We start from the raw sequence: 26,483 nt of genomic DNA, 5'->3' as shown, positions 1-26,483 counted from the left end.
CTGCCACCTCACCTATCATTCAACTATTGGGGGAATACACACCATGATCTTTAAATATAATGCACCATCAAAATCAATCCTCTTTGCGGCAAAAAACAAAAAAATCAAAGCCACTCTTCTGACCGCCATGTTGGCAGTATCCTTCAGCATTATGACCCCGACCTTTGCCGCACCAACCTACACCTCGCCGGTCAACCTCATCATCGACGGCCAGACCATCACTGCTGACCCGGCGCCTATGATCAAAAATGACCGAACCGTCGTGCCACTGCGGGTCGTCTCTGAAACCTTGGGCGCCGAGGTCACCTGGAATTCGGCCGACCGCTCTGTATTAATTGAAAAAGGCACCAGAACCATCCTCCTCAGAATCGACCGCAGCCTCGTGGACTACACTTTTGATGGCCTCAAGCACTACCAGCTGAGCGACGTCCAGCCCTTCATCCATCAAGACCGCACCTTTGTTCCCCTGCGCCTGATCAGCAACGCCCTTGGCGTAGGGATCACCTGGGAGGGTGAGACCCGGACCGTTCGTGTGAATTCCTCGACAAGCGCCGTTATCGAACCCTTCTTCGACATCAAGCTCACCTCGATCAAGCCGAATGCCCTCGTCCCAGGCACCACCACCCTTCAGTCGGCCTTTACAGCTGCACCCCCAGCGAATGCCGCCAAGATCAAGTATCTCTTGGTAGATCCTGCGACAGGCAAGGGTGTGGTGGTTGCACAGGGTAGCGATTTGTCCGGTTCCTACACCTGGCATCCTAAAATGAGAGATCAAGGCACGAAAGTCCTCGCCGCTGCCCTTTATTCTGAAAGTGGTCAGTTTCTCGGCGGCGACGCAGTTCCCGTGACCATAAGCATCAGCCCTGCAGTGGCCTTGACAGTCACCGGCGTCGAGGCCGGGCAGCCTGCGACGGGCACAGTCAACCTGAGTGCGCGCCTCAATTTTGGCGCATCCTATGTAAAATATGAAATCGTCCACCTCGCCTCAGGAAAGACCCTCGCCACAGATGTACAGGATCCAATGGGTACTTACGCGTGGACCCCAACCATAGAATATAATGGCGACGTGAACCTGAAAGTCACCGCCTACGATCAGAAGCATCAAGCTTATCCGGGGCAAATCGTGAACCTAACGGTGAATGTTCCGCGAAACCTCGCTCTAGGCGGTGTCAAGGCCGGGCAGACCATCAGCAAACCAGTTTCCCTCATAGCCGTCCGAAATTTTGATGCTCAGGCAACAGAATATATCCTTAAGGATCCCGTCACTCAGAGAGAAGAGTACTTGGCTCAAATCCCTTACGGCGCGTATGTCTGGTTCCCGGGACCGGCCTATTCAGGCAATAAGGAGCTCATTGTCCGTGTCAAAGACATGACCGGCCAGTGGTATACGAGCGATCCCGTACCGGTTGTGCTCAGCGGCTCCAACCGGCTGCTGCTGAGAGGCGCAGGACCGGATCAGGTCATCACAACTGCTGTCCCTGCCAAGTTAAGCGCCCTGAGCAATTTCGAATTTTCCGGGATTCGCTATATCCTAACCCAGACGTCGACAGGCAAGCAAAAAACTATTGCGACCCTGCAAGGCAGTGCGACCGATTTCACCTATACCCCGGTCCCTGGCGATGACGGCCAGTACAAACTCAAAGCCATCGCCACAACGGCCTCAGGCCAATTCGTAGAAACCGAAGAAGTTTCTGTAACCGTGTACACAGGCAAAATCTTTGGCCCTCAGCCTATCATCGAAAAAAGCAAATTTCTCAGTATGGCCTCAAATCTGGCGGTATACGATTTCCGCCAATCCGGCATGTCTGCCGCCTTGCAAACCGCCCAGGCGATCCTGGAGACCGGCTGGGGCCAGAGCGTTCCCGTTGACAAATACACTGGCCGCCTATCCTCCAACCTCTTCGGCATCAAGGGCAGCGGCCCTGCCGGCTCCGTTACCTCCAACACCTGGGAAGAATACAACGGCGTTGCCTTTAGAGTGGACGCGAAATTCAGAGCTTACTACAGCGCCAACGAAAGCTGGGCGGACCATAAGAAATTCTTGTTGACCGGTGCCCGCTATGAAACCTTCCGAAGCGTCATGTTCGACAGCAGCCTAGGCGCCTGGGCACTGAAGCGGGCCGGTTATGCCACTGACTCGAAGTACCCTATCAAATTGATGGACCTGATTGAAACCTACCAGCTGTACAAGCTGGACGAAATCGATTTGTAAGACTAAAAAAAGTGAGATCATCGGCGACGATGACCTCACTTTTTCATTTCAAGAAAACTTGGTGTCCACGGCTTAAGCCTATCAACCCCGAGTTTCACTTCTCAAAAGAAACTTGGCGTCAGCGGCTTAAGCCTACAAACCCCAAGTTTCCTCCCTCTTCCTAACCGAAACTGCTTATACCGCTTTTTCTTCACTGTATTGCAGTAGAGCCTCAATGTCGCCTTCAATCTCCTCGGGCTTCACTGTTGGCGAATAGCGCTTGACCACGTGTCCGTCCTGATTCACCAGGAATTTTGTGAAATTCCACTTGATGCTGTTGCCCAAAACCAATTGGTTGATGGATTTCAGCTTGCCCAGGAAGCCTTCGCTCTCTTTATTTTCAGCGTCCGATGGTTTTTGAGCTTTCAAATACTTATAAAGCGGATCTGCATTCTCGCCGTTGACATCAATTTTGCCAAAGGTTTTAAAAGTCGTACCAAAATTGAGCTGGCAAAAGCTGACGATCTCTTCATTCGTTCCCGGTGCCTGATTCAGAAACTGATTAGACGGGAAGTCCAGAATTTCAAAGCCTTTGTCCGAGTACTTCTCATAAAGGGATTGAAGGCCGTCATACTGCGGCGTAAGTCCACAGGCCGTGGCCGTATTGACGATCAGAAGCACCTTGCCTTTGTAGTCATTAAGTAAAACATCATTATTCTCTGCATCTTTGACAATAAATTCATGTACTGACATAGTAAGCACCATCCATTCGCAATATTGTGTGTTCATTTTTATCTTATCAGGGAGCAACTCATTTGTATTTGATACAATTGTATTGTACGCAATATAATAATTGCCGTCAACCCCCTTCATTGACTTTTCTTAAAATATTTTATACAATTCAATTGTATCATTGATAAATCGACGGGAGGTCATACTACCATGACAACCACTGACGATCTGTTAAAACTCGACAACCAGCTCTGCTTCGCGCTTTACGTTGCATCCAAAGAAATCATCCGAATGTACAAACCCCTGCTGGATCCCCTTGGTCTGACTTATACAGGCTACATTGTCATGCTCGTCCTCTGGGAAAAAGACCAGATCACCATCAAAGAGCTGGGCGAACGCCTTTCCCTGGACACCGGCACTTTAACCCCTCTCCTCAAAAAAATGGAGGCTGATGGTCTCCTTTCCCGCCGCCGCAGTCCGCTCGACGAACGCCAGGTCTACATCTGGCTGACCGCAAAAGGCCAGCAGCTGAAAAAACCAGCGCTGGAAGTACCAAAACAGATGATCTGCGCCTTACCGTCAGATCTGGAATCCACCGGCAACCTGCTCGTCGATCTGCACCGTCTGATAGGCGCTTTAAAAAAGTAAGCTTAATGCCGTAAGGTGACCAAAATTTCTTGGAAGCCGGCGTCTTAGGCCTTTGAACTATTGATCCCCGCTCCCACACTCCAACTTTTTAGCAGGAGCCAGCGGACTTTGGCCAATCGCCCACACTCTTCCACACAAAAAAAGATCAAACAGGCGCCAAAAGGCATCTGTTTGATCTTTTTTTAGTGGTTCAATTCTTTCTTCTTAAACTTATCCTTGAGCCTTATAGCCAAATCATCAAACAACGTATAGGTTACCGGCACAACCAGCAAGGTCAGCATGGTCGACAGCGACAGACCGAAGATAATGACCGTCGCCAGGGGCGCCTGCATTTCGCCGCCTTCACCCAGTCCAAAGGACATAGGAATCATGGCCAGGACCGTAGTCAGCGTCGTCATCAGGATTGGCCTGAGACGGGTTGGGCCGGCTTTAATAATTGCCTCATTGCGCTCGTGACCGTTGTGCCTCAGCATATTGATGTAGTCGATCAAGATAATTGCATTGTTGACGACAATCCCCGACAACATAATAATTCCAATAAACGCTGGGACGTTGAAGGTCCTTCCCGTGATGGCAAGTCCAAATGCCGCCCCTGAAAATGCCAGCGGCACCGAAAACATAATGATGAATGGCTGAATCAGGGATTCGAACTGCGCCGCCATGACCATGTAAATCAAAAGCAGCGACAGAATCAGCGCCAGCACCAAGGATGAAAACGCGTCCACGATCTGCTGGTACTGTCCGCCAATGGTTAAGTCATAGCCTTCCGGCAGGACGAGTTCGTCTAAATAAATCTGGAGCTCATCCGTCGCGCTCCCGACATCCCGGTCAAAGAGTTCCGAGCTCACAGTTGCATAACGCACCTGATTTTTTCGGGCTATGCTGACCGGGCCTTCATCAATCTGAATGTCAATCAGATCTCCCAATCTCATGACCGAACCGGTCGGTGCCGTAAATTTCAAATCCTTTAGATGTTCAAAAGTTGAAGATTGGTCCTCAGGCAGCTGAACGCGGACGTCGATCTCGTCGCCCTCCACTCTATAGCGCGTCGCTACTTGACCCTGGAGCGCGCTCCGTATCGCTGAGGCCACTTGGATATTGGTGATGCCGTACTGTGACGCTTTTTCCTTATTGACGAGGACTTGGGCTTCGGGGCGACCATCGGCAATACTCGAACTGATCTGTCTGGTCCCTTCCACACGCTGAATCTTTTCCTCAACCTCCCCGGCAATCTGCTCCAGTTGTTCAAAATCAAACCCGGAAATCTCGACGGAAATCGCGTCGCCGCCCATACCGGAAGCGCCGCCGCCCATCATCATAGTAACCTCGGTGACGTCAATTTTTGCACCTGGGATCAGCTTAACCTGATTTCGGATCGCCTCGACGACCTCAGCCGTACTCAGGCTCCTGTCCCCCTTTGACACCAGAGTCGCGCTGATGGAAGCGACGTGGGAATCGGTCGAGGTGGACATCATCATGCTCTCGCCCCCGCCTATAGTCGTAAACACCTTCTCAACCTCCGGCGTTGCCGCCAACAGACTTTCCACCTGAGAAGCGACCTGATTGGTCTCCACAAGCTGCGTTCCCTGAGGCAGCTCAATGCTGACCGTGAACTGGCCCTGATCCGTCGCCGGAATGAATTCAACGCCAATCAACGGGACAGCAAACAAAGAAGTCACCAATATGACAAGTGCGATCAGCACCGTCAGTTTTCGACGTTTAAGCGCCCCCACCAGGACGTGCTGATAATAGGCATCCACTCTGTCGAAGAATCTGCCCCAGCCATCAAAGACGGCATCCAGGAAGGTCTTCTTTGGCTTGTCCGTTTTGGCCATGGCCAGCATTTTTGAGCTGAGCATTGGTACGACCGTTAACGCCACCGCCAGTGAAGCCAGCAGTGAGAACGTCACTGTCAGCGCCATTTCCTTAAATATTTGGGCTGCCATTCCCTCCGTAAAGATGATTGGCAAAAAGACGACAACGGTGGTCAGCGTTGAGGCCGTTATGGCGCCACCGACCTCTTTGGCGCCCTTGATGGCGGCGTGGAAGCGTCCCTCACCCTGCTGCCGGTGCCTGAAAATGTTCTCCAGGACGACTATAGAGTTGTCGACCATCATGCCGACCCCCAGCGCCAGACCACCCATGGAAATCAGATTAAGGGTTGTGTCCGCCAGATACATCAAAATGAATGTCGTAATGATCGACACAGGGATAGCGATGCCTATGATCAGTGTCGTTCTGAGGTTTCTTAAGAAAATGAACAGAATCAGGACGGCAAGACTCGCCCCCATGACTGCGTTCGTCGACACGTTGCTGATGGCAAACTCGACAAATTGCCCCTGGTCAAAGACCAGCTGAATGTCGACCTCCGGGTTGTCCTTTTTGATCCGCTCGATCTCTTCCTTGACCAGATTGACCACAGCGACCGTATTTGCCGTCGTCTGCTTTTGGATCGAGACGCCGACGCTGTTCTCCTGATTCATTCGGGTGAGGGTGGACTGATTCTTCAGTCCATCGTTGACCTGCGCCAAATCATAAAGATAAACGACACCGCCCGATGGCAGCGCTATCGGCATCTCCTTGATCTCTGAAACGGACGAAAACTCGCCCATGCTCTTCACAATGAGATTCTTGCTGCCATATTCCACACTGCCGCCCGGAAGATTGATGTTCTCGGATTGCAGCACAGACACAATTTGATTGAAGCTGATCCCATAGCCCGTAAGCTTGTCCGGATCCACTTCCACCTGAATTTCCCGCTCCACACCGCCGGTGACGTTGACTGAACCCACGCCGTCCAAGCGTTCCAGACGCATTTTGACGACGTCCTCGACATATTGCTTGAGTTCAATGTCGTCCTGAGTGGATGAAAATACGCCAATCTGAACAATCGGAAGCATATTGGGATCCATCTTGAGAACCATAGGATTATTGGTGCCATCCGGCAGGAAACCTCTGATGAGGTCAATTTTTTCCCTCATCTGCAGCGTAGCGAAGTCCATGTCAGTGCCATCATTAAACTCCACAATGACTACAGAGGTGCCCTCTGAGGTCTGGGACTGGATGCTCTTCATGTTGTTGACCGAGCCCAGGGCGTTTTCAATATTGCGCGTAACGAAGTTTTCCACTTCCTGAGGGCCGGCGCCCTCGTAACTCGTCACAACAATGGCAACTGGCACTTCGAGACTTGGCATAAGGTCAATAGGCACACGCATAAACGACACGACGCCGAGTACCACAATGATCAGCATCATCATGATCACCGTGACCGGACGCTTAATGGAAAGTTCAGAAATATTCATAAGTCTTCCCCCTCCGCTTAGTCCACCACGGTGATTTTAGATTTGTCCTGAAGGTAGTTCTGACCTTTGACGATGACTTTATCGCCTTCAGCGATCCCACCGGAAACTTCCACGAATTCCCCGTTGGACAGACCGGCAGTCACTTCCCTGCGCACTGCCATGTCGCCTTCGACCACATAGACAATGCTCTTGCCGTTGTCGTCCAGGACCGCGTCCATCGGGACAACCAAGGCTTCGGCGCGGGCGTCAGTAGTCAGGTTGACCGTAGCGAGCATGCCGCCCTTGATCCTGCCGTCGGTATTAGGAACTTCAATTTTAATCAGGTAGGCTTGGGTACGCGGGTCTGCGCTTGGGCTGATAGCCGTCACCTTACCGGTGTAAGTGCCGGAACCGCCGGCGGCTTCTATCTTCAATTCAACGGTTTCGCCCATAGTCACCGAATTTACAAGCTCCTGCATGACACTGATTTCCACGACCACCGTCGAGAGGTCAACCAGGGTAAACGCAGGCACCGCGCCGGAAATAAGCTCACCCTTGGTGGCGTTTCTCACGGAAACTATTCCGCTGATGGGCGCTGTCACGCGGGCGTTCTCAAGCTGGTTTTGAGCCAGATCATAAGACGCCTGAGCCTGCTGAACCTGAGCGCTGGCAATGGCAGCATTTTCTTTATTGATCGTCGACTCCGTCAGCTCGACGGCCTTTTTTGCGGTTTCATACTGCGCCTGGGCAGTCCTGAAGCGGGTCTCTGTAGAGTCCAGCTCGAATTTTGATACGGCGCCTGCGTCATACAAAATCCTGGCGCTGTCCAGAGCAGTCTGAGCATCCTTGAACATGAGCTCGGCCTGTAGCAGGCTGGACTTCAGCTGTGCGAGCTGAAGCTCGACCGAACCGCCGCTTGTGCGGGCCAGATTCGCACGGGCAGAGTTGAGTCCCGCCTGGGCTTGCTGAACCTGAAGTCGTATATCCTCATCTTCGACAGAGAAAAGCAGGTCACCTTTACTGACTGGTTGTCCGACCTCGGCATTGACCTGAGTCACCGTACCCGGCATTTTGGCAAAGACGCTGACTTCCTGAACTGGCTGAGTCTTGCCCACAACCGTGCGTAAGTTTTCAATGCTAGACCTCTGAATCTCAGTAATGCTGACTGCTACGGCCTGGACCTCAGGTGGTTCAGTGGAAGTGGCATTGTCGCTGCACCCTGTCAGCAAAGTCAGACCCAAGGTCGCTATCAATAGTGCACTAAAAATTCTTTTCAAAGGGCATCCTCCATTTAAACGTCTGATGCTTCATTTTTCATGAAGATCGACTTGATCTCAGTAAACAATTCATTCAGTCTTTCGATTTCCTGATCATTAAAGTCTTCAAGTTTTTCAAGCATCAGCTCAATCATTTTCTTTTGCTGGTTAGCGAAAAAGCCTTCACCCATTTCGGTCATCTTCAGCAGTACCACCCGGCGGTCGGCTGGAGATAAAATACGCTCAATATAGCCTTCCTCAATCAATTTATCGGCGAGAACTGTCAGGTTTGGCTTGGAAATCATCAGCTTCGATCCATAATAGGACATGGGCTTCTCGCCCTCCGTGCTTACAAAGAATAAGAGTTCCATTTGTTGTCGAGTAATCTCGCAACTGCCAAGATCCTTCGAAAATTTCTTATGAAGCACCGGCACCAAAGTCATTATGGATTCAATCAGAATTCTCCGGTCCATCCTCAGCCTCCATTCCGTTATGGTTATAATATTAAATAGTTATGTTTAGTAACTATTATAGAATGTAACATTTGTATGAGCTAACGTCAATCCAGCAAAATAAGGAAATTGCGAGACTGTTAACGAGGCATCAATAGGTGCTGGCCGCCATCTCCAGCCTTCCAATCCAAAAAAAAATATGCCGATGGTCACTTCAACCACCAGCATCTCTCCTACATTCACTTACTCTAAAAAGACTTCTCATTCCACAAAGTCACATCCAAATCCACCTGTCCAGCAGCATCCACTTCCACACCCTCCGCTTCGAGCAATCGCTTTTGCGTTATAAACGCTTCAGGGGCACTGAGTGCAATCTTACCCTGGGCATTGACGACCCTGTGCCAAGGCAAGCCCTGACTGCTGCTCATTGAATGGAGAATCCGCGCCACTTGACGGGCAGCCCTGGGGTTTCCTGCCAAAAGTGCAACTTGGCCATAAGTTGCCACTTTGCCCAGTGGAATGCTTTTTATGATTTCAATGGTGCGTTCTGTAAATGGTGTCATGGTTCCGCAGCCCCTTTGCACTAATTTTAGTCAAGTTGCTAGCCCTACGGTTTATTAACAGCTGATTTCTTCCTGGCCTTTTTCTCTTCAGCAAGCCTTTGATTCTCCTCGACCCGAAACAGCACAATTCTGCGGATCAAGTCGAAAGGAATGGGCTGATCAAGGGGAAACTGAACTGAGCCTTTCGCCCACTTGTAGGCGGAGATTTCATCTTTAAAAGCCTCAATCCCGCTTGGCGCGGGATAAAAACCAATATGATTTTTAAAGGCGGCAAAATGCACCAGATTGCCATGAAAGACAAACGTCGGCATCTGGTAGCTGAAGGACTCTGTGGCATCTGGCGCAGCCTCCCGAATAACTCGTCGAATCTCTCTCAGCCGTTCCTGCAGCACAGGCTCACATTGAGAGATGTAGTCGTCTATAACACTGGATTGTCCTGACATATATATCACTACCCCAAATTTAATTTTGTGATGTTCATGTTAAAGAATTGTATAACGAGATGGATCCATTCTAATTTCTGCACCCAAAGATCTTGCCATAGAAAGATATTCAGTTTCAGCAAGATCGTCACGTTTCCCGGAACCTAATGCCACAACTTCCCCGGCGGCTTCCCAGTTCATATAGCGGCAGATAGTCCTGTAATGGGCGACAAGGGCCTCCATTGCCCACTCGTCCTCATCAGCCCCGGCACTGATCAAGCAGACTTTCTTGGAGGTTGCTCTCATGGCAGAATTGATGGCGTAAAAACGATCTACAGCGCGTTTGAGCTGCGCCGTCATTCCAAAATAGTAAAGCGGCGTCACTAAAACAACCGCCTCTGCTTCCTGGAGATGTGGATAAATCTGCGACATATCATCCTCATGAACGCAGTTGCCGCTGATTATTCTACAGTGATCACAGCCAAGGCACGCTTCAATCCTCAGTTTAGCCGTATCAAATCTCAGAATCTCATGGCCAGCTTCAGTGGCGCCAGCGCAAAACTCGTCCGCTAATAGAGCTGTCGTTCCATTCGAGTGCGGGCTTCCTGTCAAAATAATGATTTTCATATTATCCCCCTGAAGATAAATTTGTTCATATCTTATGCCTTGGAAGACAATGGGCAAACGTATTACCCTATTCATCCCCTTTATAGCGAGCGCTGAAACGGGAAATTATGACGTTAATTGAAAAAAGAAGATGGCATCCCCACATAGGCTTTAAGATCCCATCTTCCTGATAACTTATAACTGAGCGGCGTACTACTTTCTCTTTCCCCCGCGCTTTACAAAATCCTGCTCGATCTCTGCCTTCCAGTCCTCGGTCAGTTCCCGATTCGCCCGCACCGCGCTGACGGCTTCACTTACAGATCTGAAGTTCAGCTGCGTCCCAGCTTCATCCGCATGGTAATTGGCTGCGCGGTCGGCATTTATCCCAAACTTGGCCGCTGTCTTGATAGCGTCAATGTTGGCTCCGAGGAAAATAAACTCCCAGCCATAGCGTTCTTTTTGATGGCGAATCATATCGTAAATCTTTTTATACGTATACTCTTGGCTGGCGTTTTCCATGCCGTCCGTAGTAATAACGAAAAGAACCTTGTCCGCCCGGGCTTCCGGCGCAGTGTGACGGTGAACATTGATGAGTTTTTGGATCGACTGGCCGATTGCATCCAGCAGCGCGGTCGTCCCTCGAACGTAGTATTCTCGTTCTGTGATTGGACGTATCCCTTTCAGCGGGATTCTGTCGTGAAGCAGCTCGTATCGGTCGTCAAAGAGCACCGTGGTGATCACGGCATCGCCGGGTTCCTGCTTTTGCTTTTCTATCATGGCGTTGTACCCGCCTATGGTGTCGCTCTCAAGCCCCGCCATTGATCCGCTGCGGTCCAGGATAAAAATCAGTTCGGTGAGGTTTGCGGCTTGCGTTTTATTTCCCATTGTTTCAGTCATAGCTTTCATAATTTAAAACCTCCCTGGTATTGGATGCCTTAAGCATACCAATTTCGGGAGGTCGAAGGGTCGCCTTGGAAGCGACAATTTAAACTTTCTAAAACGCGCCAATATATCGAAATCAGGTTTGATCCTTACGCGCCGAGCAGCGCTTGATCATAGGCGAACAGGACCTCGTTGATTTTGAAGATGTCGTAGATTTCCATTTCAATGAAATAGGAGATGATGAGGTCAAAGCGGCTGCTGCGGGACAGGGTGTAGCCTGCTTTGCTTAGCAGCTCCTTGGTCTCTCCCAGGTCCAGTCTGAGGGAAATGGCAAAGGCAATGGCTGTCGCCTTGCTGGGGCTGTACTCCGGCTGGCTTCTGATCTTCGAAAACAGGCGCCGGTCAATGTTGGCCTTCTTGTAGGCCTCCACGTCCGTCATGCCCTTCTCGTCGATCAGCCTCAGGAGCATTCCTGAAAATGATTCGTCCAGCCGGTCCAGACGCTCCTCCAGAGAGAGCTGTTTACTAATGGATGCCGAGGGGCGATTCATGTAGTCCATAGAACTAATGTCAAACTCCCGCAAACTGCGGCTGCTTTCTCTAATACTGTGCTCATCCACATAATGATCGTCTATATACTGATCAATCGATTCGACCAGCTTCTGGCTCAGGACAAACGCCTTCTTGTCGAACAGCACCAGGTATACCTCAAGCTCATGCTTCATTAAAAACTCGCTGATGGCCGTTATAGCCACGCGTAAGGCTTCCTCTTTTGGATAGCCGTAAATGCCTGAGGAAATCAAAGGAAAGGCGATCGAATGTAAATTACTTTCTACGGCCAACGTCATGGAACGGATGTAGCAACTTCTCAGGAGCTCTTCTTCCCTGTTCCCGCCACCCTGCCAGATGGGTCCAACCGCGTGAATGACGAATTTTGCCGGAAGCCGGTAGCCTTGGGTGATCACCGCGCCGCCCACGGCACAGCTGCCTATACGGTTACAATCGGCCTGGAGCTCTCTTGGTCCTGCCGCCTCAAAGATGGCACCACACACACCGCCGCCCATCTGCAGTCCTGTATTGGCCGCATTGACAATGGCGTCCACCTTCATTTTGGTAATGTCATTTCGAACAAACTTTAAGGGCATTGGATCAGCCTCCTGGTCACAATGAGTAAAGGGTGGTGGAACTCGGGTTTGATAGGCACTAGCCGCTGACACCGAGTTTATCCTTCTTTTTCCCATCTTACCACTTTTATGCTACCAAGAGGTACCCCTATTTAAATTTCTCTAATGGCTCAGTGCTAAAACGCTGCAACCACACTGCCTTCATAGGTTGACTCGATAAACGCCTTGACTTCCTCACTCTGGAGGGCTGCGAGAAGTGCTTTGAGGGCTTCGTTGTTCTCTTCGCCGGCTCTGATCGCCAAAATATTGGCGTATGGAGACTCTGCGCCTTCGACGAGGAGACCATCAGCCACAGGATTTAGACCTGCTTCAATGGCGTAGTTGCCGTTGATTACCGCAGCATCGACATCCTGGAGGACACGCGGCAATTGAGCGGCCTCAATGGCCTTAAACTTTAAGTTCTTAGGATTTTCAACAATGTCGAGCTCTGTCGCGTCGAGACCGCTGTCCTCGGAAAGGGTGATGAGGCCGTTGGCTTCAAGCAGGATCAGCGCCCGGCCGCCGTTGACCGCGTCGCTCGGGATGGCAATGACGGCGCCTTCCGGCAGCGCGTCGGCTGATTCGACTTTCTCGGAATAGAGGGCAAGAGGCTCAACATGAACGTTGCCGGCGGAGACGACTTCAGTCTGATGTTCTGCGTTGAAGTCATCCAGGTAAGGCTGGTGCTGGAAGAAGTTGGCGTCGAGCTCGCCGTCATTGAGAGCGAGGTTGGGCTTGACGTAGTCGGTAAACTCGACGACCTGGAGCTCAATGCCTTGAGCGAGAAGGTCGTCCGCCACAAGAGCAAGCAGCTCTGCGTGAGGTACCGGCGTTGCGCCGACCTTCAGAACGGTGGTTTCAGCAGCAGCCGGTGTTTCCGCAGCTGTTGTCTCAGTGTTGGCGCCGCATCCCGCGAACAGGACAAGGGCAAGGATGAGGATGAGTGACAATAACAAAGATTGTTTTTTCATAGTGGTTAACCTCCTGGTTTCTGTTTATTATGATGAACGCTTCGCGAGGATTCTCCCCGCCGCGAAGTTTCCAATCCACTGGGTGCCTTGCACCAGCAGGATGATGACCGCTACCGCGGCGATCATGACATCCGTTTGAAAGCGGTGAAACCCGAACCGGATGGCCAGGTCCCCCAGACCGCCGCCGCCTATTGCCCCCGCCATAGCTGAGTAGCCTATGATGTTGATGACCGTCAGCGACATCCCCAGGATCAGGGACGGCAGCGCTTCCGGCAGCAGCGCCTTGGTCACCAGCTGCCAGTGGGTCGCGCCCATGGCGACCACGGCTTCAATTGTGCCATCATCCACTTCTTTGAGGGCGTTTTCCACCACCCGCCCAACGAATGGCGCAGCGCCAATTGCCAGCGGGATAATTGTCGCCGTTGTGCCAATGGTCGTCCCCACCACCACCCTGGACAGCGGGAACAGCAGAATCATCAAAATGATGAAAGGGAAAGATCTCAACACATTGACCACCCCGTCCAGAACGCTGTAAAGCAGCGGCTTCGGATAAAGTCCATTTTTGGGAGTCAGGTAAAGTAAAATGCCTATACCGAGTCCAATGGCCAGCGCAAAGAGGCTGGACAAAACCACCATGTAGATCGTTTCGAGCGTAGGTTGAATAAGCAATTTCATCAGAGTCACGCGCTCGCCTCCTTTCTGAATTTCGCATTTGACTTAATCCCTGTTATTACCCCATTCTCAATTGTAGCAATCCTGTCGCAGACCTGATGCATAATGTCGTGCTGATGGGAGATCATGACTATAGTCAGACCCCGCTGATCCCTCAGTTTCAGCAGCAGCTTCAGAATGGACTGGGTAGTCTCAGGGTCCAGGGCGCTGGTTGCCTCGTCACTCAGAAGGATCTCCGGATTCGACGCCAGCGCCCGGGCTATAGCCACCCTTTGCTTTTGTCCGCCGCTGAGCTGCCCCGGATAAGAATCCCGTTTTTCCCAAAGCTCGACTTCCTTGAGGAGCCCCTCTACCCTACGCTCAATTTCGATTTTATCAACACCATCAATTTCCAGTGGAAAGGCTACATTATCCCGAACTGTTCTTGAACTGAGAAGATTGAAGCCCTGAAAGATCATGCCTATGTTTCTGCGCTGCTTTCTCAGCGCCTGCAGGGTCATCCGTGTAATATCCGCGCCGCCAATAAGCACTTCCCCTTGGTCCGGCTGCTCCAGGCCATTGATGGTTCGGATCAGCGTACTCTTTCCGGCGCCGCTTTTTCCCACGATCCCAAAGATTTCGCCTTTCTCGATCTCCAGAGAAATTTGCGATAGTGCCTGAAAGTCCGCGCCGTTCGCTTGTCGAAATTTTTTTGTTATATTTTGAAATTTAATCATTTTTTTCCTCCTCTGCCAAATAAAAAAACCTCAAGCGCATCACAGCGAAGAGGTTTATAGACCGTGTTGCCCCATCGCTGTCAGCAGTACCACCTTGCCTTACGGCAGGTTGGCGCAGGATCATCGAGCTGACTCTCTCCCCTGACTCTTGATATGGCTGTTTAAGTTGTTGAAATGAATACTAACACATCTGAAAATGTTTTGCAATACTCAAGTGAAATAGTCGGAATATTTTTTCTTTTCAAGATGAAGAATGCTGAATTGGAAATCAATAGGCCAGAGGCCTCTAAGACCAATTCAGCATCCTTCTTCCTGAGTGCAGCCTCCCGGCTGCCCTTAAACTCAATTAGTTAATCCTGTTGAGTCTCAGTCTTCTCAACGAAAACCTCCATCCCTGGATACAATGCTCTAATCTCATCCAGCATTTCAGCAGCAAGAGCTTCAGAATCCAGCTGCCCAATCTCCATGAAAAAGAGGTCACTTTCCGTCACAGAAGGCAAAATCCTGCGCTGTGGATACTGATTCATGATGGTTTCTTCCAAGATCGCAAGCCCTTCGCCACGCGGCATGTCCACAGTTCGAACTCGGTAGCGCTCTAAAACTGTTGTTGCCTCAGAAGACGTTTCTACCTCCACCACCAGACTTGCAGGTGACGCCATTTCGCGTATTTCGTATGAAATAGACTCCGCAAACACAATCATGAAGCGGACCGTGGAATCATCCAGCGTGACAACAGGATAGACCGCCGTTACAAGCGGACTCTCCTTAATTTTTTCAAAATCCTCTATCGCCGAGAGCATTCTGACCCCGCTGATTTCAAACAACAGAGTTTCAGGCTTATGCGCATAGACGACCTTATAGGCACTGGCAAGGTCTTGTGACGCGCCGTCCTGGTCGAAATGGATGACGAACTGCGCCTTTCCGTTTTGAGTTTGAGTGCTGATTCCACTGATGTCAGTGCCATCTGTAACCATTCCGCCGCTTGCCTTGCCATCTGTGAAAGTCAGTATTTTGACCAACTGACCCAAAATTGGGATCTCTGACAATTTACTTGCGAACATGGGTGAAGCATTGAGGCTGCCTACAAAAATCAACAGCGCTGCAGCTGCAGCATAAAGGACACGCCTAGGCGCCTGCGAAGACTTCCGGTCGCCTGAATTAATTTTTTGTGTCGCAGTCTGCTTGTCACGCTGCCCCTCAAGAATCGCATTATTTATGACCTCATCCAATTGCTCAGGTACCTTTAACTCACGATAATCCATTTTCATATGATTTAATGCTTGAATTCGCTTATTCAAACACTTCGACCTCCTTTAACTCAATTCTCAGCCGCTTCACTATTCTGTGCAGTTGGCTCTTCACCGTACCCAGCGGCATTTCCATAATTCCTGCAATTTCTTCGAGCTTCAGATCTTCAAAGTATTTCAGATGAATCAGTTTTTTCTGCGTCTCATCCATTCCCTGAATGGCCTCTCTCAAATCCATAACAGCCTCTGTATCAATGCCCTGATGAACGGATTGTACTTCCCAGACTTCAGGAACTTGCGCTACATTTTCTTTTTTTCTGAGCACATCCACTGCACAATTGATCAGGATCCGGATCAGCCAGCTTTTCATATAAGCATCCTCTTTCAGGTTTACCAGATTGACAATGGCCTTGTATGTGGCCTCCTGAACCACGTCCAACGCATCATGCTCATTCTTGACATAGCTGTATGCAATACGGTAAAGCTGGAGTTTATTTTCTTGTATTAACTGGATCAGGACTGCTTCCCTATCCTGAAGCTGATTTTTCTTTTTTCCAAACACCTATTCGATCCCACCTTTTAAAATTCACCCATTAGACCTTCGAGACGATCAAAAGGTTTCACCATTAGAATAAAAAACCATCAGCAAATATTTCTGCCGATGGTCCCATCATCCCACACTTCCTCATAAAGGTCGCGTCATATGCATAACAGTAATATTGGTCTTGGTCCCGCCCGGATAGATGAAGAAGACAGGGTCAAAAGGCCAAAGGCGCTGAAGGTGGAAGAAGGTGTCTGCGGCGGGTGCCTATCAACCCCTTCTTCCGCCACATTACTTCCCCACCAAATGCCGCATCGCCGCTATGGGTTCATAAAACAGCATCCTAGGCCCTGAATACCGCATGACATCCCGGATCCGGTCCCTCATCTCAGGGCTGTAGCAATGCACTGGGCACTTAGAGCAAAACGGTTTCTCAGACCCAAATTTGCATTGCTCTAACCGGGTTAATGCGTAAGATGTCAATGCGCTGCATTCAGTGCAGACGGATGCCTTATTGTGATGCCCTTTGCAGTAGATGTCGATCATTTTATTCACGACTCTTTTTTCCATCTCTATTCTGTCCTTGTCCATAGAAATCACCTTTTACATATTTACCAATTTAAAATCCAGGTAAACCATGGAATATTGAACGATAAAAAAACCATCGGCAAAAACAAAAGCTCTGCCGATGGTCCCAAATCGCCACAATTCTCCTAAAGGTCAATTCGTCTGCCTTCCTCCGCCGAGAGGTAAGCGGCGTACACCAGCTTCACACTTTCCGCTGCCAGATCAAAGTCGCTGACCGGGCGGCGGTCAAAGGCGACACACTCGACAAAATCCTGAAGCTCGCCAGTATAGCCTCTGAGAACTTCATCCGACACAAAGGAGCGGTTCCACCCCAGCTTGTTCGGAATCATTTCCGCCAGATAAATGTCCTCAATCTTCTCCTCATCCAGGAAATAGGTCTGGAAGTAATCCGTAGGGGCGACGTTGCAATTGAAGGTCGCATCGTTCGCGTAGACATCAATATAGGTCTTCGTTCCGCCCAGATAGGTATCCGAGCCTATGACCAGGGCTTTCGTCCCGTCCGAAAAGGTCAAGGTGACGGTGATGGTGTCCTCCACATCCACAGGGTTGGCGCTGAGGTGCCTGCGTTCTTCCTCGGTAAGCGTAGGAACCACATACCCGGCATCCGCCGTGACACTGACCACCTTCAGGTCCTCGCCCTTTGAGGCAGCCTCAGTCTTCTTCAGCCAAAGCATGCCGGTCAGCGGATGGATCGCGTTACGCATGAGCGGCCCTCCGCCGGTTTTACTCCAGAGTCCCGCGACTGCCGAACTGGATCCTTTGAGGCTGGCCTCTCCTTTCATGAACAAAATACGGCTGCCTTTGGCAGTAATGAAGTCTGCGGCTTTTCTGATGTTTGGCGCATAGACAAAGTTCTCAGCATACATGAAATGCTTGCCGCTGGCCTCGATAATTTCTTTGGCCTTTTCCAGCTCTTTGCAGACAGCTTCAAACATTTGGCGTTTTGAGACGTTTTTGCCAATCAGCTCCGGATCACCTGTCTCACCAAAATAACCTGTAAATGGCTTTTCACAGATGACGTGCTTTCCGGCACCCATGGCGTCGTAAACCATCCCAGGGTGAAGCGACGGCGGGGTTACAATATCAATGATGTCAATTTCAGGGTCATTGATGGCTTCTTTATAATCTGTGATAACTTGCTCAATGCCGTACTTTTCTTTGAGTGCCAAAGCCTTTTCAACATCGACGTCGACCAGCGTCTTGATTCGGACATCCACACCATGAATTTTTTCATAACCGTTAAGGTGCAGGACCGCGCCGTAACCTCCGCCCACCAGCGCAATAGTCACTTCCCTTTTCGCCATTTGAACCCCTCCTGAGCTTTCACTTTTTCGTGCATCCCAAAAATGTCAATACATAATGACGGTTGACCATGTTTATACACGATTTACTGAATCGTTTCAGTAAATCGTTTTAATAGTATTTTAAGCGGGCAGGTTCCGTTTGTCAATTGGGTTCAACAACGAAATAGAAAGTTATTAAATTGTCAATTACGAACCGCTGAATCGTTTCAGTAAATTCTTTGACACAGTCTCTCAAAACCGAGTATAATGATGTAAACCTCCAGACTTATGATTTTAAGCGCGCTGAATAAGCGCTTCGTGAGATGGACGACGAGCTGAGTATCGATGCCATCGGCATATATGCTTTACCAATTCATATTAAGCAGGTGATCCCATGAAAAAATCCACGCAAAAACGCGTGACCCTAAAGCAAGTTGCGGCCCATGCAGGCGTCTCCCTGACGACGGCTTCTATGGCCCTTAACGGAAACCCGAGCATCCCTGAAGCGACCTGCCAAAAGGTTTATAAAGCAATAGAGGAACTGGGCTACGTCTACGACCGGGGCGCGGCCAGCCTTCGCTCAAGCACTGCCGGTTCGGGCGCAATTGGCATCATAGTGACGGATCTGGTGAATCCTTTCTATACGGAACTATTGATTGGCATTCAGCAAAAACTTAACGAAACAGAGCAGACGTCACTGCTTGGAACCACCTTTGACTCCTGCGAGGTGCAGGATAGAATGATCTCCATGATGCTCGAGTACAGGATCAGCGGCTTATTGCTCTTCGCTGCGCCGGGTACCAGCAGTGAGGTGATTCAGCGCATTCAGCGTTTTGGGATTCCGGTAGTGTTGATCAATCGCTTATTCCCTGATCTGCCTTGTGATTATATTGGAGTTGATAATGTCCAGGGGGGGTACGACGCCACCAGGCAATTGCTGGCCCTAGGACACAAGCGTATTGCGTTCATAGGCGGCAACCGCCAGCTCTATACCTGGCATGGCCGCCTTCAAGGGTATCAGCAGGCGCTGAATGAATTTGGGATCGAATTCGACCCTGAACTTACTCCGGAAAGTCTGTGCAACCGGGATGAAGCGCCCAACCTGATCGAGCACCTCTTTAATCTCCAGGATCCGCCAACCGCCCTATTTTCCTACAACGATACCATAGCCATAGGCGCCATGATGGCGCTCAAAGCCAGAGGGATTATGCCCGGAAAGGATGTCGCAGTCGTAGGTTTTGACGACATTCCGGAAGGACTTTCCTTCAGCCCTTCCCTCTCCACAGTGACCGCCCACCCAAGGCTTCAGGGCGCCAAAGCAGTTGAGCTGCTGCAAAGCCGGATCTCAAATCCCGGCATACCCATCCAGAGCATTGTTATGCCCACCGAGCTGGTTCTGAGGGAATCGTCGGGGGAACACCTCAAATGAGAAACCGGGTGTCAGACACCGAGTTTCCCTGACACCCAGTTTCTCTCTTCAAATTGAAAACCGGGTGTCAGCGGCCTTTTGCCTATTGACACCCGGTTTTCTCGTCAGAAAAGGATCCGAAAACATTAAAAAGCCCCTGTGCCATACGGCACAGGGGCTTTGGTCTCAAAGACTATCTTACGATTTCGATATTCTCAGCTTGTGGACCTTTTTGACCTTGAGCAACGTCAAACGTTACTTTTTGGCCTTCTTCCAATGCTCTGAAACCAGTAGCATTGATTTGTGAGTAGTGAGCAAAGACGTCTTTGCCATTCTCATCTGTGATAAAGCCGAAGCCTTTGTCTGCGTTAAACCATTTTACTGTACCATTCATAATAGGTACCTCCTAATTTTTTAGTCTTAAACCTTGGCAATGAAAATAACATAGACTTTTAAAATCAGAGGGCCCAACTGAACGGACACCAATTCTAAAACCATTTGTCAAATCATTTGCTCTTCATTTAAGCAACAACTCATACTAACACGCAGAGACCACAATGTCAAATGTTATTTTCAATGTTTAAATCAAGGACTCCAAAGCCTTAAGGAACTGATCCATCTCTTCGTCCGTACCTATGGAAACCCGCAGATGATCGTCGATGAGCGGCTTCTTGAAATAGCGCACCAGGATTCCCATTTCCCTCAGTCCGGAAAACAGTTCTGCTGCCGCCTTGGTCTCATGGCTGATAAAGATGAAATTGGCCTTGGATGGCACCACCTCAAAACCCATTGTCTTCAGTCTGGCGACAACGCGCTCCCGTGTGTTGATAATCCGGTTTCGAGTCTCATTGAAGTAATCGTGATCCAGGATCGCAGCCTTGGCGCCTGCCATAGCAATCCGGTCCATGGTGTAGGAGTTGAAGGAGTTTTTGACCCTGTTGAGGCCGTCGATCAGCTGATCGCTGCCTATGGCGAAACCGACACGCAAGCCAGCCAGGGATCTGGATTTTGACAAGGTGTGAACCACCAGCAGATTATCGTATTTAGGCACGAGATCTACCGCAGATTCACCGCCAAAATCGATGTAGGCTTCATCCACAACGACCACAATGTCTGGATTGGAGGCGACGATCTGTTCAATTTCAGCTTTAGTTAAGGCGCGGCCGGTTGGGGCGTTGGGGTTGGGGATGAGGATCCCATCGGCACCCAAATCGCCTTTGGAAGCCAAATCCAAGTAATCATCCACTCTGACGGAAAAATCTTCAAGAAGCGGAATTTCCCTGTACTCCGTCTGGAACAGATTCGCGTAAACCGGATAAAAGCTGTAGGTAATATTCGGGAACACAATATACCGACCGGTGAAATACGCAGGAAACACAAAGGCCAGGACCTCGTCGGAACCGTTGCCCATAAAGACATTGGTCGCGGTGAGGATCGCCGACTCGCAGTCCATTAGGCTGTTGAAGTAGTCCGCAATGGTAACGCGCAGATCCGTCGACTCCGGATCCGGATACAGCCGCAGCTGATCCATGGGTACACTTCGAATAGCCGCCTCTACCTTTTCGGAAGGCGGATAAGGATTCTCGTTGGTATTCAGTTTGACATACTTTTTATCTTTCGGCTGTTCGCCGGGAATGTAGGGCTCTAGACCAAGTGCCAGCTGGCTTAAGAAATTTTTCATACAGAACCGCACCTTTTCTGTTTTTTAGCATCTTACCACGCCTTCAGTTCACTCGTCAATCGCCTTCGTCTCAACCCTGACCATGAATTCATAGCCTTGAGGGACCTCACCCGGCACATCCTGGGGTGAAAAGCTGTAAATAGCCTGTCTGCCGTGGTGCCTGACCGCCATATCCAGGTGCAGCAGCGCGATCCCAATATCGATCTGATTCATCTTGCCATAGAGAGCCCCGCGGAGCATATTGAGCCTTTCACGGCTGAGGATCAAGCCCTCAGGAGTCCCACTGACAAACCAAGGCTGGGAGTTTGAGGCGGATGGTGCCAGTCTCACCGCCTCCACCAGCGCGTCATGACCTGTCACACTCGACATTTCGTGGGGCAGCTTTCGCTTAAAATCGTCAGGCCGTTCTCTGTGAACGGGCTCATTGGGCGCGCCAAAAGCGAGCATGATGACAAAATCAAGCCCATTCTGCTGGAGTGCAACCTGCTTACTGGGTTTCGCCATCCCCAGCCAGCAGCTGCCCAGCGCTTTATGGGACAAGTACAGGTCAATTTGCTGGAGCAGATAGCCCGCATTCATAAGATAATTAGGCTTTGCCTCCGAATAGAGGCAAATATAATGTGGGGCTTTGATAGGCAGGAGATTTTTGACATCACCGGCACTCAGGTAAGTGAATTCGTACTTGATGTCATCAATCAATGGCACCGCCGACTCGGCGAAAGCTTTGACCTCCATCAGTACGGACTCTGGCAATGGGGTTAGATCAAACCTGCGTACAGATTTTCGCTTGTAAATATTTTGGTAGAGCTCCTGGTTAATCATAGTAAGCCTCCGCTTGACAATATTGTTTGTTGAATCAGTTAAATGTTGCCTGACGCTTAAGATGAAAAGCGGGATCAATAGGCCAAAGGCCGCTGACGCCCTCATCCACACACTGTTATTTACCCCAAGCTTCTTCTAGGGCCTGCAGAAACACCCGGATAGGCTGAGCGCCCGAAACGGAGATCCGGTCATCAATTAAGAAGTTCGGCACGCTTCTGATCCCAAGCTCACGGGCTCTTAGCTGATCACGGCGTACTTCTTCTCCAAACTGACCTGTGCTCAGCACCTTCTGAACCTCTTCCCCATTCAGCCCTACTTCCTCTGAAAGGGTCATCAGAACTTCATGGTCGCCTATATTGAGGCTTTCTGTGAAATGCGCCTTCATCAGTCTCTCAGTGATTTCATCCATCAGATTGACTGTTTTCGCATAATGCGTCAATCTATGGGCATCGAACGTATTGGTTTGGATTGCCTCTTCCATATGATAGTCGAGTCCCATCATTTTGGCCTGCATGGTGACATTTTCAATGTTTGCCTTCGCTGCTGCCTTTGTAATATTGTATTTCACCACGAGGTGATCTACAAGATTGATACTGACATCCCGCCTTGAGTTGGGATCCAGTTCAAAGCTTCTAAACACGACGTCAACTGCTTCCCGGTGCTCAAATTGCCTCAGGGCTTCTTCAAACCTTCTCTTACCCATATAGCAAAAAGGACATACAAAATCAGACCAAATTTCTATTTTCATTCTACGCTTGCCATCCATAATTTTACTCTCCTTCACCCTTATAATATTTCTTTGACCCTTCCAACCAGACCATTCTCAAGCATAACTTTGATGCCGTGGGGATGCGCTGGTGATTTCGTCAGGATCCGCTGGACGACCCCCTCAGTCAAAGCACCGCTGCGCTGATCCTGTTTTTGGACGATCCGCACTTTGGAACCTATTTTAATCTCGCTTTTACTATAGTTTACCATATTTAGATCACAATCCTTCTCTTCTCCAATTCTCAAGCCAATTTCACACTAAAGGAAAAATGGTGTCAATGTGAAGTCAATGACTGACTTTCACCGGCACCATTCTCAAATAGGTGGGCACTGATCCTCTTCCTGAATCATGAAGGGGCGTCAGAAGGTGTCACCCTCAAACCCCCTCCATGTCAAGAATGATGGATCTATTTCTCACGCATATACATCATGTCCAGGTTGATCCAGTAATGCATCTGATCTTCTTTGACATTGACATTGAAGTCAATATTATTAAAGACCAGCAGCACTTCAATTTCAGGGCTCTCTAACTTATGGCTCATTTCTTCAAGGGTTCCTTCATTATAAGATCGAGAACTCAGTTCGTAATTTGCTGAGATACGGTCAAAATAAGCACGCATGCTCTCTTCCAGAATAACCTGATCATTTAGCATAATTTCAAGGGTTGGCATACCGCTCATAGAGTCGACAATCCAGTTGATTTTGTAGGTTCCCCTGTCGCCTTCCACTACAGTGACTGCGCTGCCAGGTACCTTTCCTTCAACATTTTGAAGTTTGACTGCCCAGCGGTAGTCCTCAATCTCAAAGGCGCCATTCGCCAGCATGAGAGAGACCCCCATAACTTCCTGAGGCGCTTCTCCAAAGTAGTCTTCAGGATCCGGCCAGATCTGTTCGAATCCCAACTGTGTTTTAAAACTATTAGGTTGGCCAAGTTCTTTGCTGAACCACGCAGGGAGTTTCGCACTCTCTGCGTAGGCAAGGAAGGTGACCGAATCCGTAATAGCTTCCCTTACGGATCGTTCAGGCTCTTGTACCGCCGGCACCAGTGCACCGTCCCTCAGAATATTTTCTGAAACCAGCAAATTTTCCAAACGGCTGATTTGAGATCTGACAGGCAGGGAATGATAGCCCACCAGCGGTAATACAGACACCAAAGCGGCCCCTGAGACCAAAAGTGCAATCAGCACATGGGCTTTACCCTTCCTGAGAATTAAAAGCACCACCGCTGCCACAGAGACAATCCACATGAGGAGGAAAGAATACTCGACGCTTTTCATCCCAAAGCGATTCAGCTGTACAATCAGTGCCCAAGCCTCAAAGGCGAGGATCAGGAGCGCTGCAAACGGATAGAACCTGCGATAGAATTTCGCCAAATTCGACGTATTGTGGGTCACCATAATATGAAGCCAAATGCCCCCCACCGCATAACTGGTAGCAATCCCGGCAAGCCGCATGAAGGATGCCCCCTGGCCGGCTACGAGCGTCTTTCCAGTCCAAATCAACAGAACCACGGTCAGCGCCAAGGCTATTGGGATCATGATAAATTCAAACAAGACTTCAATAAACCGTGGCTGCTTCTGGAGATTTTCGCGTCTGTCGTCGACTACACCCTTCCTGAAGTCCGGAAAGTAGCCCACAAAAATGGTATAGGTCAGGAACCCTACTATTGTCCCAATATATTGATAGACCTTGCTGCTCATTTGCCTGTAAAGCAGTGCCTGGACGGCCCCGGCCACACCGGAGGTGCCAGCCATGATGACCGCGCCATAGATCAGCGCAATGAAAAACGCCTTATGCGTCATTAAAAACGCACGGGAGAAGTCCGACTGTTCCTTGGGCTTCGCCGCGAGAATAATGAAACTGAGCACGCTGACCGCTATGACCACGGAAACACGGGCAGCCGCCAAGCCGGAAACTCTGACGATCATATTTGCCCAGCGGTCCGGCTCACTGCCGCCAAAGAAATACAGCAGCAGGAACGTTACAATGACTGAAGCCACACCCAGCAGGTTCGCGATTAGAAACGCCTTGGCAGTGTTAAATTTGACCTTTGCCGCCGTTATGGCCGCAAGACTGAAGATGGCACCTACCGCAAAGGCGAGATGCAGACAGTTGAACAGGAAATTGTACGCTTCCTGTTCAGGCCAATCCAGCTGAATCCGGATCATGGTGACCACGGCGAAGCCCACGGCGCTGGCAATGGACGCTGGAAAAGTCTTGAAAGTTCCGATTGCACTTTCGAAAACTTTAGAGATTGAACGGGTAAAAGCACTCATTATAGTCACCTCCAATAAGTTTAAACCTATAAGCAAAATTGGATAAGACCGATCCACGTGACAACGTTCATTAATAATCGTTATCACTTAGTTGTTAGACTCATAATTGCTCATTTTTGTTCCTTCCAGTCCAACAGAAAACCGACCTACAAAGGTCGGTTACGCTGCCGGCTCCCCAAAGATCAAGCGTCCAAATAAGACTTTGGTTCACAGCCTCCTTATGTAACTGGCGCTTCATAGAAAGCGTGGATCTCATGATATATATACCATTTTTGATCGCCTTTAATCGTTTTCAGAGCATTTTGCCGATGGTCGCAGTTCAAACTACCCGCCAAAGCAAGTGTCACCGCTGCCGCCAGCCGGCTGTATGCTTCCCCATATCAGGCATTAATAACTTCCCTCGCGCAGCCAGTCTACCCACTTCGCCACGTCCCGCTTGCCCTGAACATAGCCCAGCAGATAGCTCGCAGCAAGTTTTTCATAGTCCGTTTCACGGTTGGAAATGGGCATCTGATCCGGATAGACCAAAAAGGCCTTGCCCTCCAACTCAAGCTCTTTAAGTTCTTCAAGGGTCCTGTTGTAAGTGGCGCAGCGGTCAAACATGGCCTCGACCACCAGCGGATACCGACGATAATAGGATTTAATCAGACCGCCAAACTTCGGCGGTTTTTTGCTGTACCCTTTTTCACGTGTCAGAATGACAAAGAACTTCTTAAAGCCATCCTGCTTCGCAATATCCAGTGCAATTCCCCCTCCGGGGCCTATGCCGCCATCCACCAAAACCTGACCGCCAAAGCGGGTCGGAGGCATAAAGATTGGTATAGACGAGGAGGCTCTGACAATTTTCATCAGGTCATGGATCTCATGAATATCCTCATTTTTAAACACCACAAATTCGCCGCTGTCTCGATCAAACGCCCCAATACGAAGTCGCGCGCTGTTTCTCTGAAAAGTCTCAAAGTCAAAAGGCAGCGCGCCGCCCCGAACGGGTGTCTGCTCATAGATATAGTCCGACCTGAAGTAACCCTCGCCTTTGAAAAAAGACTTCCAGCCGCCAAACTCCGGATCCCGCACCAGATCCACAAAGGAGCGCTTCGCACGCTCAATGTCCCTGGACAGGTAATTAACGCTGTGACTGGCACCGGCCGAGATCCCTGCAACATAGTCAAAATAAAGCTGATTTTCCAGCAAGTTGACGAGAAAACCGGCCGTATAGCTGGCCCGCATGCCTCCGCCTTCAAAAATCAACGCGGTATCTTTGATATTGCTTTCCAATTGATCTAATGGTTCTTCTTTATTGGTCATAAGTCGTCA

General features: G+C 49.8%; 26 protein-coding genes and 2 riboswitches. Of the genes, 3 read left to right on the top strand and 23 right to left on the bottom strand.

The annotated features are described in order from the left end of the window. Window positions 1-43: 43 nt before the first annotated feature. A complete protein-coding gene (locus AC4PHM_RS01560) occupies window positions 44-2,212 on the top strand; it encodes a stalk domain-containing protein (RefSeq protein ID WP_492019148.1) in 2,169 nt (722 codons plus the stop codon). A 174-nt stretch (window positions 2,213-2,386) separates the two neighbouring features. On the opposite strand, the gene AC4PHM_RS01555 is transcribed toward AC4PHM_RS01560, so the two are convergent. Further along, entirely contained in the window at window positions 2,387-2,944 is a 558-nt protein-coding gene (locus AC4PHM_RS01555) for a glutathione peroxidase (RefSeq protein WP_492019147.1), read from the bottom strand. A gap of 189 nt (window positions 2,945-3,133) precedes the next feature. Between AC4PHM_RS01555 and AC4PHM_RS01550 the strand changes: the two genes are divergently transcribed. Then, entirely contained in the window at window positions 3,134-3,571 is a 438-nt protein-coding gene (locus AC4PHM_RS01550) for a MarR family winged helix-turn-helix transcriptional regulator (protein WP_492019146.1), read from the top strand. A 182-nt stretch (window positions 3,572-3,753) separates the two neighbouring features. Here AC4PHM_RS01550 and AC4PHM_RS01545 read toward each other — a convergent pair whose 3' ends face one another. From AC4PHM_RS01545 to AC4PHM_RS01475, 15 genes are all read right to left on the bottom strand, one after another. Next, complete coding sequence (locus AC4PHM_RS01545; protein WP_492019145.1) at window positions 3,754-6,873, bottom strand: efflux RND transporter permease subunit; 3,120 nt, start codon at window positions 6,871-6,873, stop codon at window positions 3,754-3,756. 17 nt (window positions 6,874-6,890) lie between these two features. After that, window positions 6,891-8,129: an efflux RND transporter periplasmic adaptor subunit gene (locus AC4PHM_RS01540; RefSeq protein WP_492019144.1), complete on the bottom strand. Its 1,239-nt coding sequence runs from the start codon at window positions 8,127-8,129 to the stop codon at window positions 6,891-6,893. A 14-nt stretch (window positions 8,130-8,143) separates the two neighbouring features. After that, window positions 8,144-8,581, bottom strand: coding sequence for a MarR family winged helix-turn-helix transcriptional regulator (locus tag AC4PHM_RS01535; protein WP_492019143.1), 438 nt, complete (start codon window positions 8,579-8,581; stop codon window positions 8,144-8,146). A 227-nt stretch (window positions 8,582-8,808) separates the two neighbouring features. After that, window positions 8,809-9,123 carry an MGMT family protein gene (locus tag AC4PHM_RS01530; RefSeq protein ID WP_492019142.1) on the bottom strand — a complete coding sequence of 105 codons (315 nt, stop codon included), beginning with the start codon at window positions 9,121-9,123 and terminating at the stop codon, window positions 8,809-8,811. Window positions 9,124-9,167: 44 nt separating this feature from the next. Further along, window positions 9,168-9,566 carry an iron chaperone gene (locus tag AC4PHM_RS01525; RefSeq protein WP_492019141.1) on the bottom strand — a complete coding sequence of 133 codons (399 nt, stop codon included), beginning with the start codon at window positions 9,564-9,566 and terminating at the stop codon, window positions 9,168-9,170. A 39-nt stretch (window positions 9,567-9,605) separates the two neighbouring features. Further along, entirely contained in the window at window positions 9,606-10,172 is a 567-nt protein-coding gene (locus tag AC4PHM_RS01520) for a flavodoxin family protein (protein ID WP_492019140.1), read from the bottom strand. A gap of 192 nt (window positions 10,173-10,364) precedes the next feature. Continuing rightward, on the bottom strand, window positions 10,365-11,057 hold the full coding sequence (locus AC4PHM_RS01515; RefSeq protein WP_492019139.1) for a vWA domain-containing protein: 693 nt from the start codon (window positions 11,055-11,057) through the stop codon (window positions 10,365-10,367). Window positions 11,058-11,182: 125 nt separating this feature from the next. Further along, the gene (locus AC4PHM_RS01510; protein WP_492019138.1) at window positions 11,183-12,178 is read right to left on the bottom strand and encodes a macro domain-containing protein; all 996 of its coding nucleotides are present in this window, start codon (window positions 12,176-12,178) and stop codon (window positions 11,183-11,185) included. 155 nt (window positions 12,179-12,333) lie between these two features. Then, window positions 12,334-13,167 carry a MetQ/NlpA family ABC transporter substrate-binding protein gene (locus AC4PHM_RS01505; RefSeq protein ID WP_492019137.1) on the bottom strand — a complete coding sequence of 278 codons (834 nt, stop codon included), beginning with the start codon at window positions 13,165-13,167 and terminating at the stop codon, window positions 12,334-12,336. A 27-nt stretch (window positions 13,168-13,194) separates the two neighbouring features. Beyond that, window positions 13,195-13,842, bottom strand: a complete 648-nt coding sequence (locus AC4PHM_RS01500) for a methionine ABC transporter permease (protein ID WP_492020438.1) — start codon at window positions 13,840-13,842, stop codon at window positions 13,195-13,197. A gap of 5 nt (window positions 13,843-13,847) precedes the next feature. Beyond that, window positions 13,848-14,555, bottom strand: a complete 708-nt coding sequence (locus AC4PHM_RS01495) for a methionine ABC transporter ATP-binding protein (protein ID WP_492019136.1) — start codon at window positions 14,553-14,555, stop codon at window positions 13,848-13,850. Window positions 14,556-14,623: 68 nt separating this feature from the next. After that, a riboswitch (SAM riboswitch) is annotated at window positions 14,624-14,713 on the bottom strand. A gap of 192 nt (window positions 14,714-14,905) precedes the next feature. Beyond that, window positions 14,906-15,853, bottom strand: coding sequence for a hypothetical protein (locus tag AC4PHM_RS01490; RefSeq protein WP_492019135.1), 948 nt, complete (start codon window positions 15,851-15,853; stop codon window positions 14,906-14,908). Next, complete coding sequence (locus AC4PHM_RS01485; RefSeq protein ID WP_492019134.1) at window positions 15,846-16,364, bottom strand: sigma-70 family RNA polymerase sigma factor; 519 nt, start codon at window positions 16,362-16,364, stop codon at window positions 15,846-15,848. Before AC4PHM_RS01485 ends, AC4PHM_RS01490 begins: the two co-directional genes overlap by 8 nt. 270 nt (window positions 16,365-16,634) lie before the next feature. After that, complete coding sequence (locus AC4PHM_RS01480; RefSeq protein ID WP_492019133.1) at window positions 16,635-16,934, bottom strand: nitrous oxide-stimulated promoter family protein; 300 nt, start codon at window positions 16,932-16,934, stop codon at window positions 16,635-16,637. A 122-nt stretch (window positions 16,935-17,056) separates the two neighbouring features. Beyond that, entirely contained in the window at window positions 17,057-18,235 is a 1,179-nt protein-coding gene (locus AC4PHM_RS01475) for a Gfo/Idh/MocA family protein (protein ID WP_492019132.1), read from the bottom strand. Between the two features lie 373 nt (window positions 18,236-18,608). Between AC4PHM_RS01475 and AC4PHM_RS01470 the strand changes: the two genes are divergently transcribed. Further along, entirely contained in the window at window positions 18,609-19,643 is a 1,035-nt protein-coding gene (locus tag AC4PHM_RS01470) for a LacI family DNA-binding transcriptional regulator (protein ID WP_492019131.1), read from the top strand. Window positions 19,644-19,815: 172 nt separating this feature from the next. Here AC4PHM_RS01470 and AC4PHM_RS01465 read toward each other — a convergent pair whose 3' ends face one another. The 7 genes from AC4PHM_RS01465 to AC4PHM_RS01435 all read right to left on the bottom strand — a co-directional run bounded on the left by AC4PHM_RS01465 (window position 19,816) and on the right by AC4PHM_RS01435 (window position 26,474). Continuing rightward, on the bottom strand, window positions 19,816-20,019 hold the full coding sequence (locus tag AC4PHM_RS01465) for a cold-shock protein (protein ID WP_330583746.1): 204 nt from the start codon (window positions 20,017-20,019) through the stop codon (window positions 19,816-19,818). 183 nt (window positions 20,020-20,202) lie between these two features. Beyond that, window positions 20,203-21,303 carry a histidinol-phosphate transaminase gene (hisC, locus tag AC4PHM_RS01460; RefSeq protein ID WP_492019130.1) on the bottom strand — a complete coding sequence of 367 codons (1,101 nt, stop codon included), beginning with the start codon at window positions 21,301-21,303 and terminating at the stop codon, window positions 20,203-20,205. Window positions 21,304-21,351: 48 nt separating this feature from the next. Then, a complete protein-coding gene (locus AC4PHM_RS01455) occupies window positions 21,352-22,125 on the bottom strand; it encodes a nitroreductase family protein (RefSeq protein WP_492019129.1) in 774 nt (257 codons plus the stop codon). Window positions 22,126-22,240: 115 nt separating this feature from the next. Beyond that, on the bottom strand, window positions 22,241-22,891 hold the full coding sequence (locus AC4PHM_RS01450) for a DsbA family oxidoreductase (RefSeq protein ID WP_492019128.1): 651 nt from the start codon (window positions 22,889-22,891) through the stop codon (window positions 22,241-22,243). Between the two features lie 20 nt (window positions 22,892-22,911). Further along, window positions 22,912-23,103: a YwbE family protein gene (locus tag AC4PHM_RS01445; protein WP_492019127.1), complete on the bottom strand. Its 192-nt coding sequence runs from the start codon at window positions 23,101-23,103 to the stop codon at window positions 22,912-22,914. A gap of 197 nt (window positions 23,104-23,300) precedes the next feature. After that, on the bottom strand, window positions 23,301-25,169 hold the full coding sequence (locus AC4PHM_RS01440) for a hypothetical protein (RefSeq protein WP_492019126.1): 1,869 nt from the start codon (window positions 25,167-25,169) through the stop codon (window positions 23,301-23,303). Window positions 25,170-25,314: 145 nt separating this feature from the next. Beyond that, a riboswitch (cyclic di-GMP riboswitch) is annotated at window positions 25,315-25,396 on the bottom strand. A 160-nt stretch (window positions 25,397-25,556) separates the two neighbouring features. Beyond that, on the bottom strand, window positions 25,557-26,474 hold the full coding sequence (locus AC4PHM_RS01435) for a patatin-like phospholipase family protein (protein ID WP_492019125.1): 918 nt from the start codon (window positions 26,472-26,474) through the stop codon (window positions 25,557-25,559). Window positions 26,475-26,483 lie beyond the last annotated feature (9 nt).

The organism is Acidaminobacter sp. QWL-03, assembly GCF_058683855.1.
The sequence above is the reverse complement of the archived record's forward strand: the minus strand, read 5'-3'. Positions and strand labels throughout refer to the sequence as shown.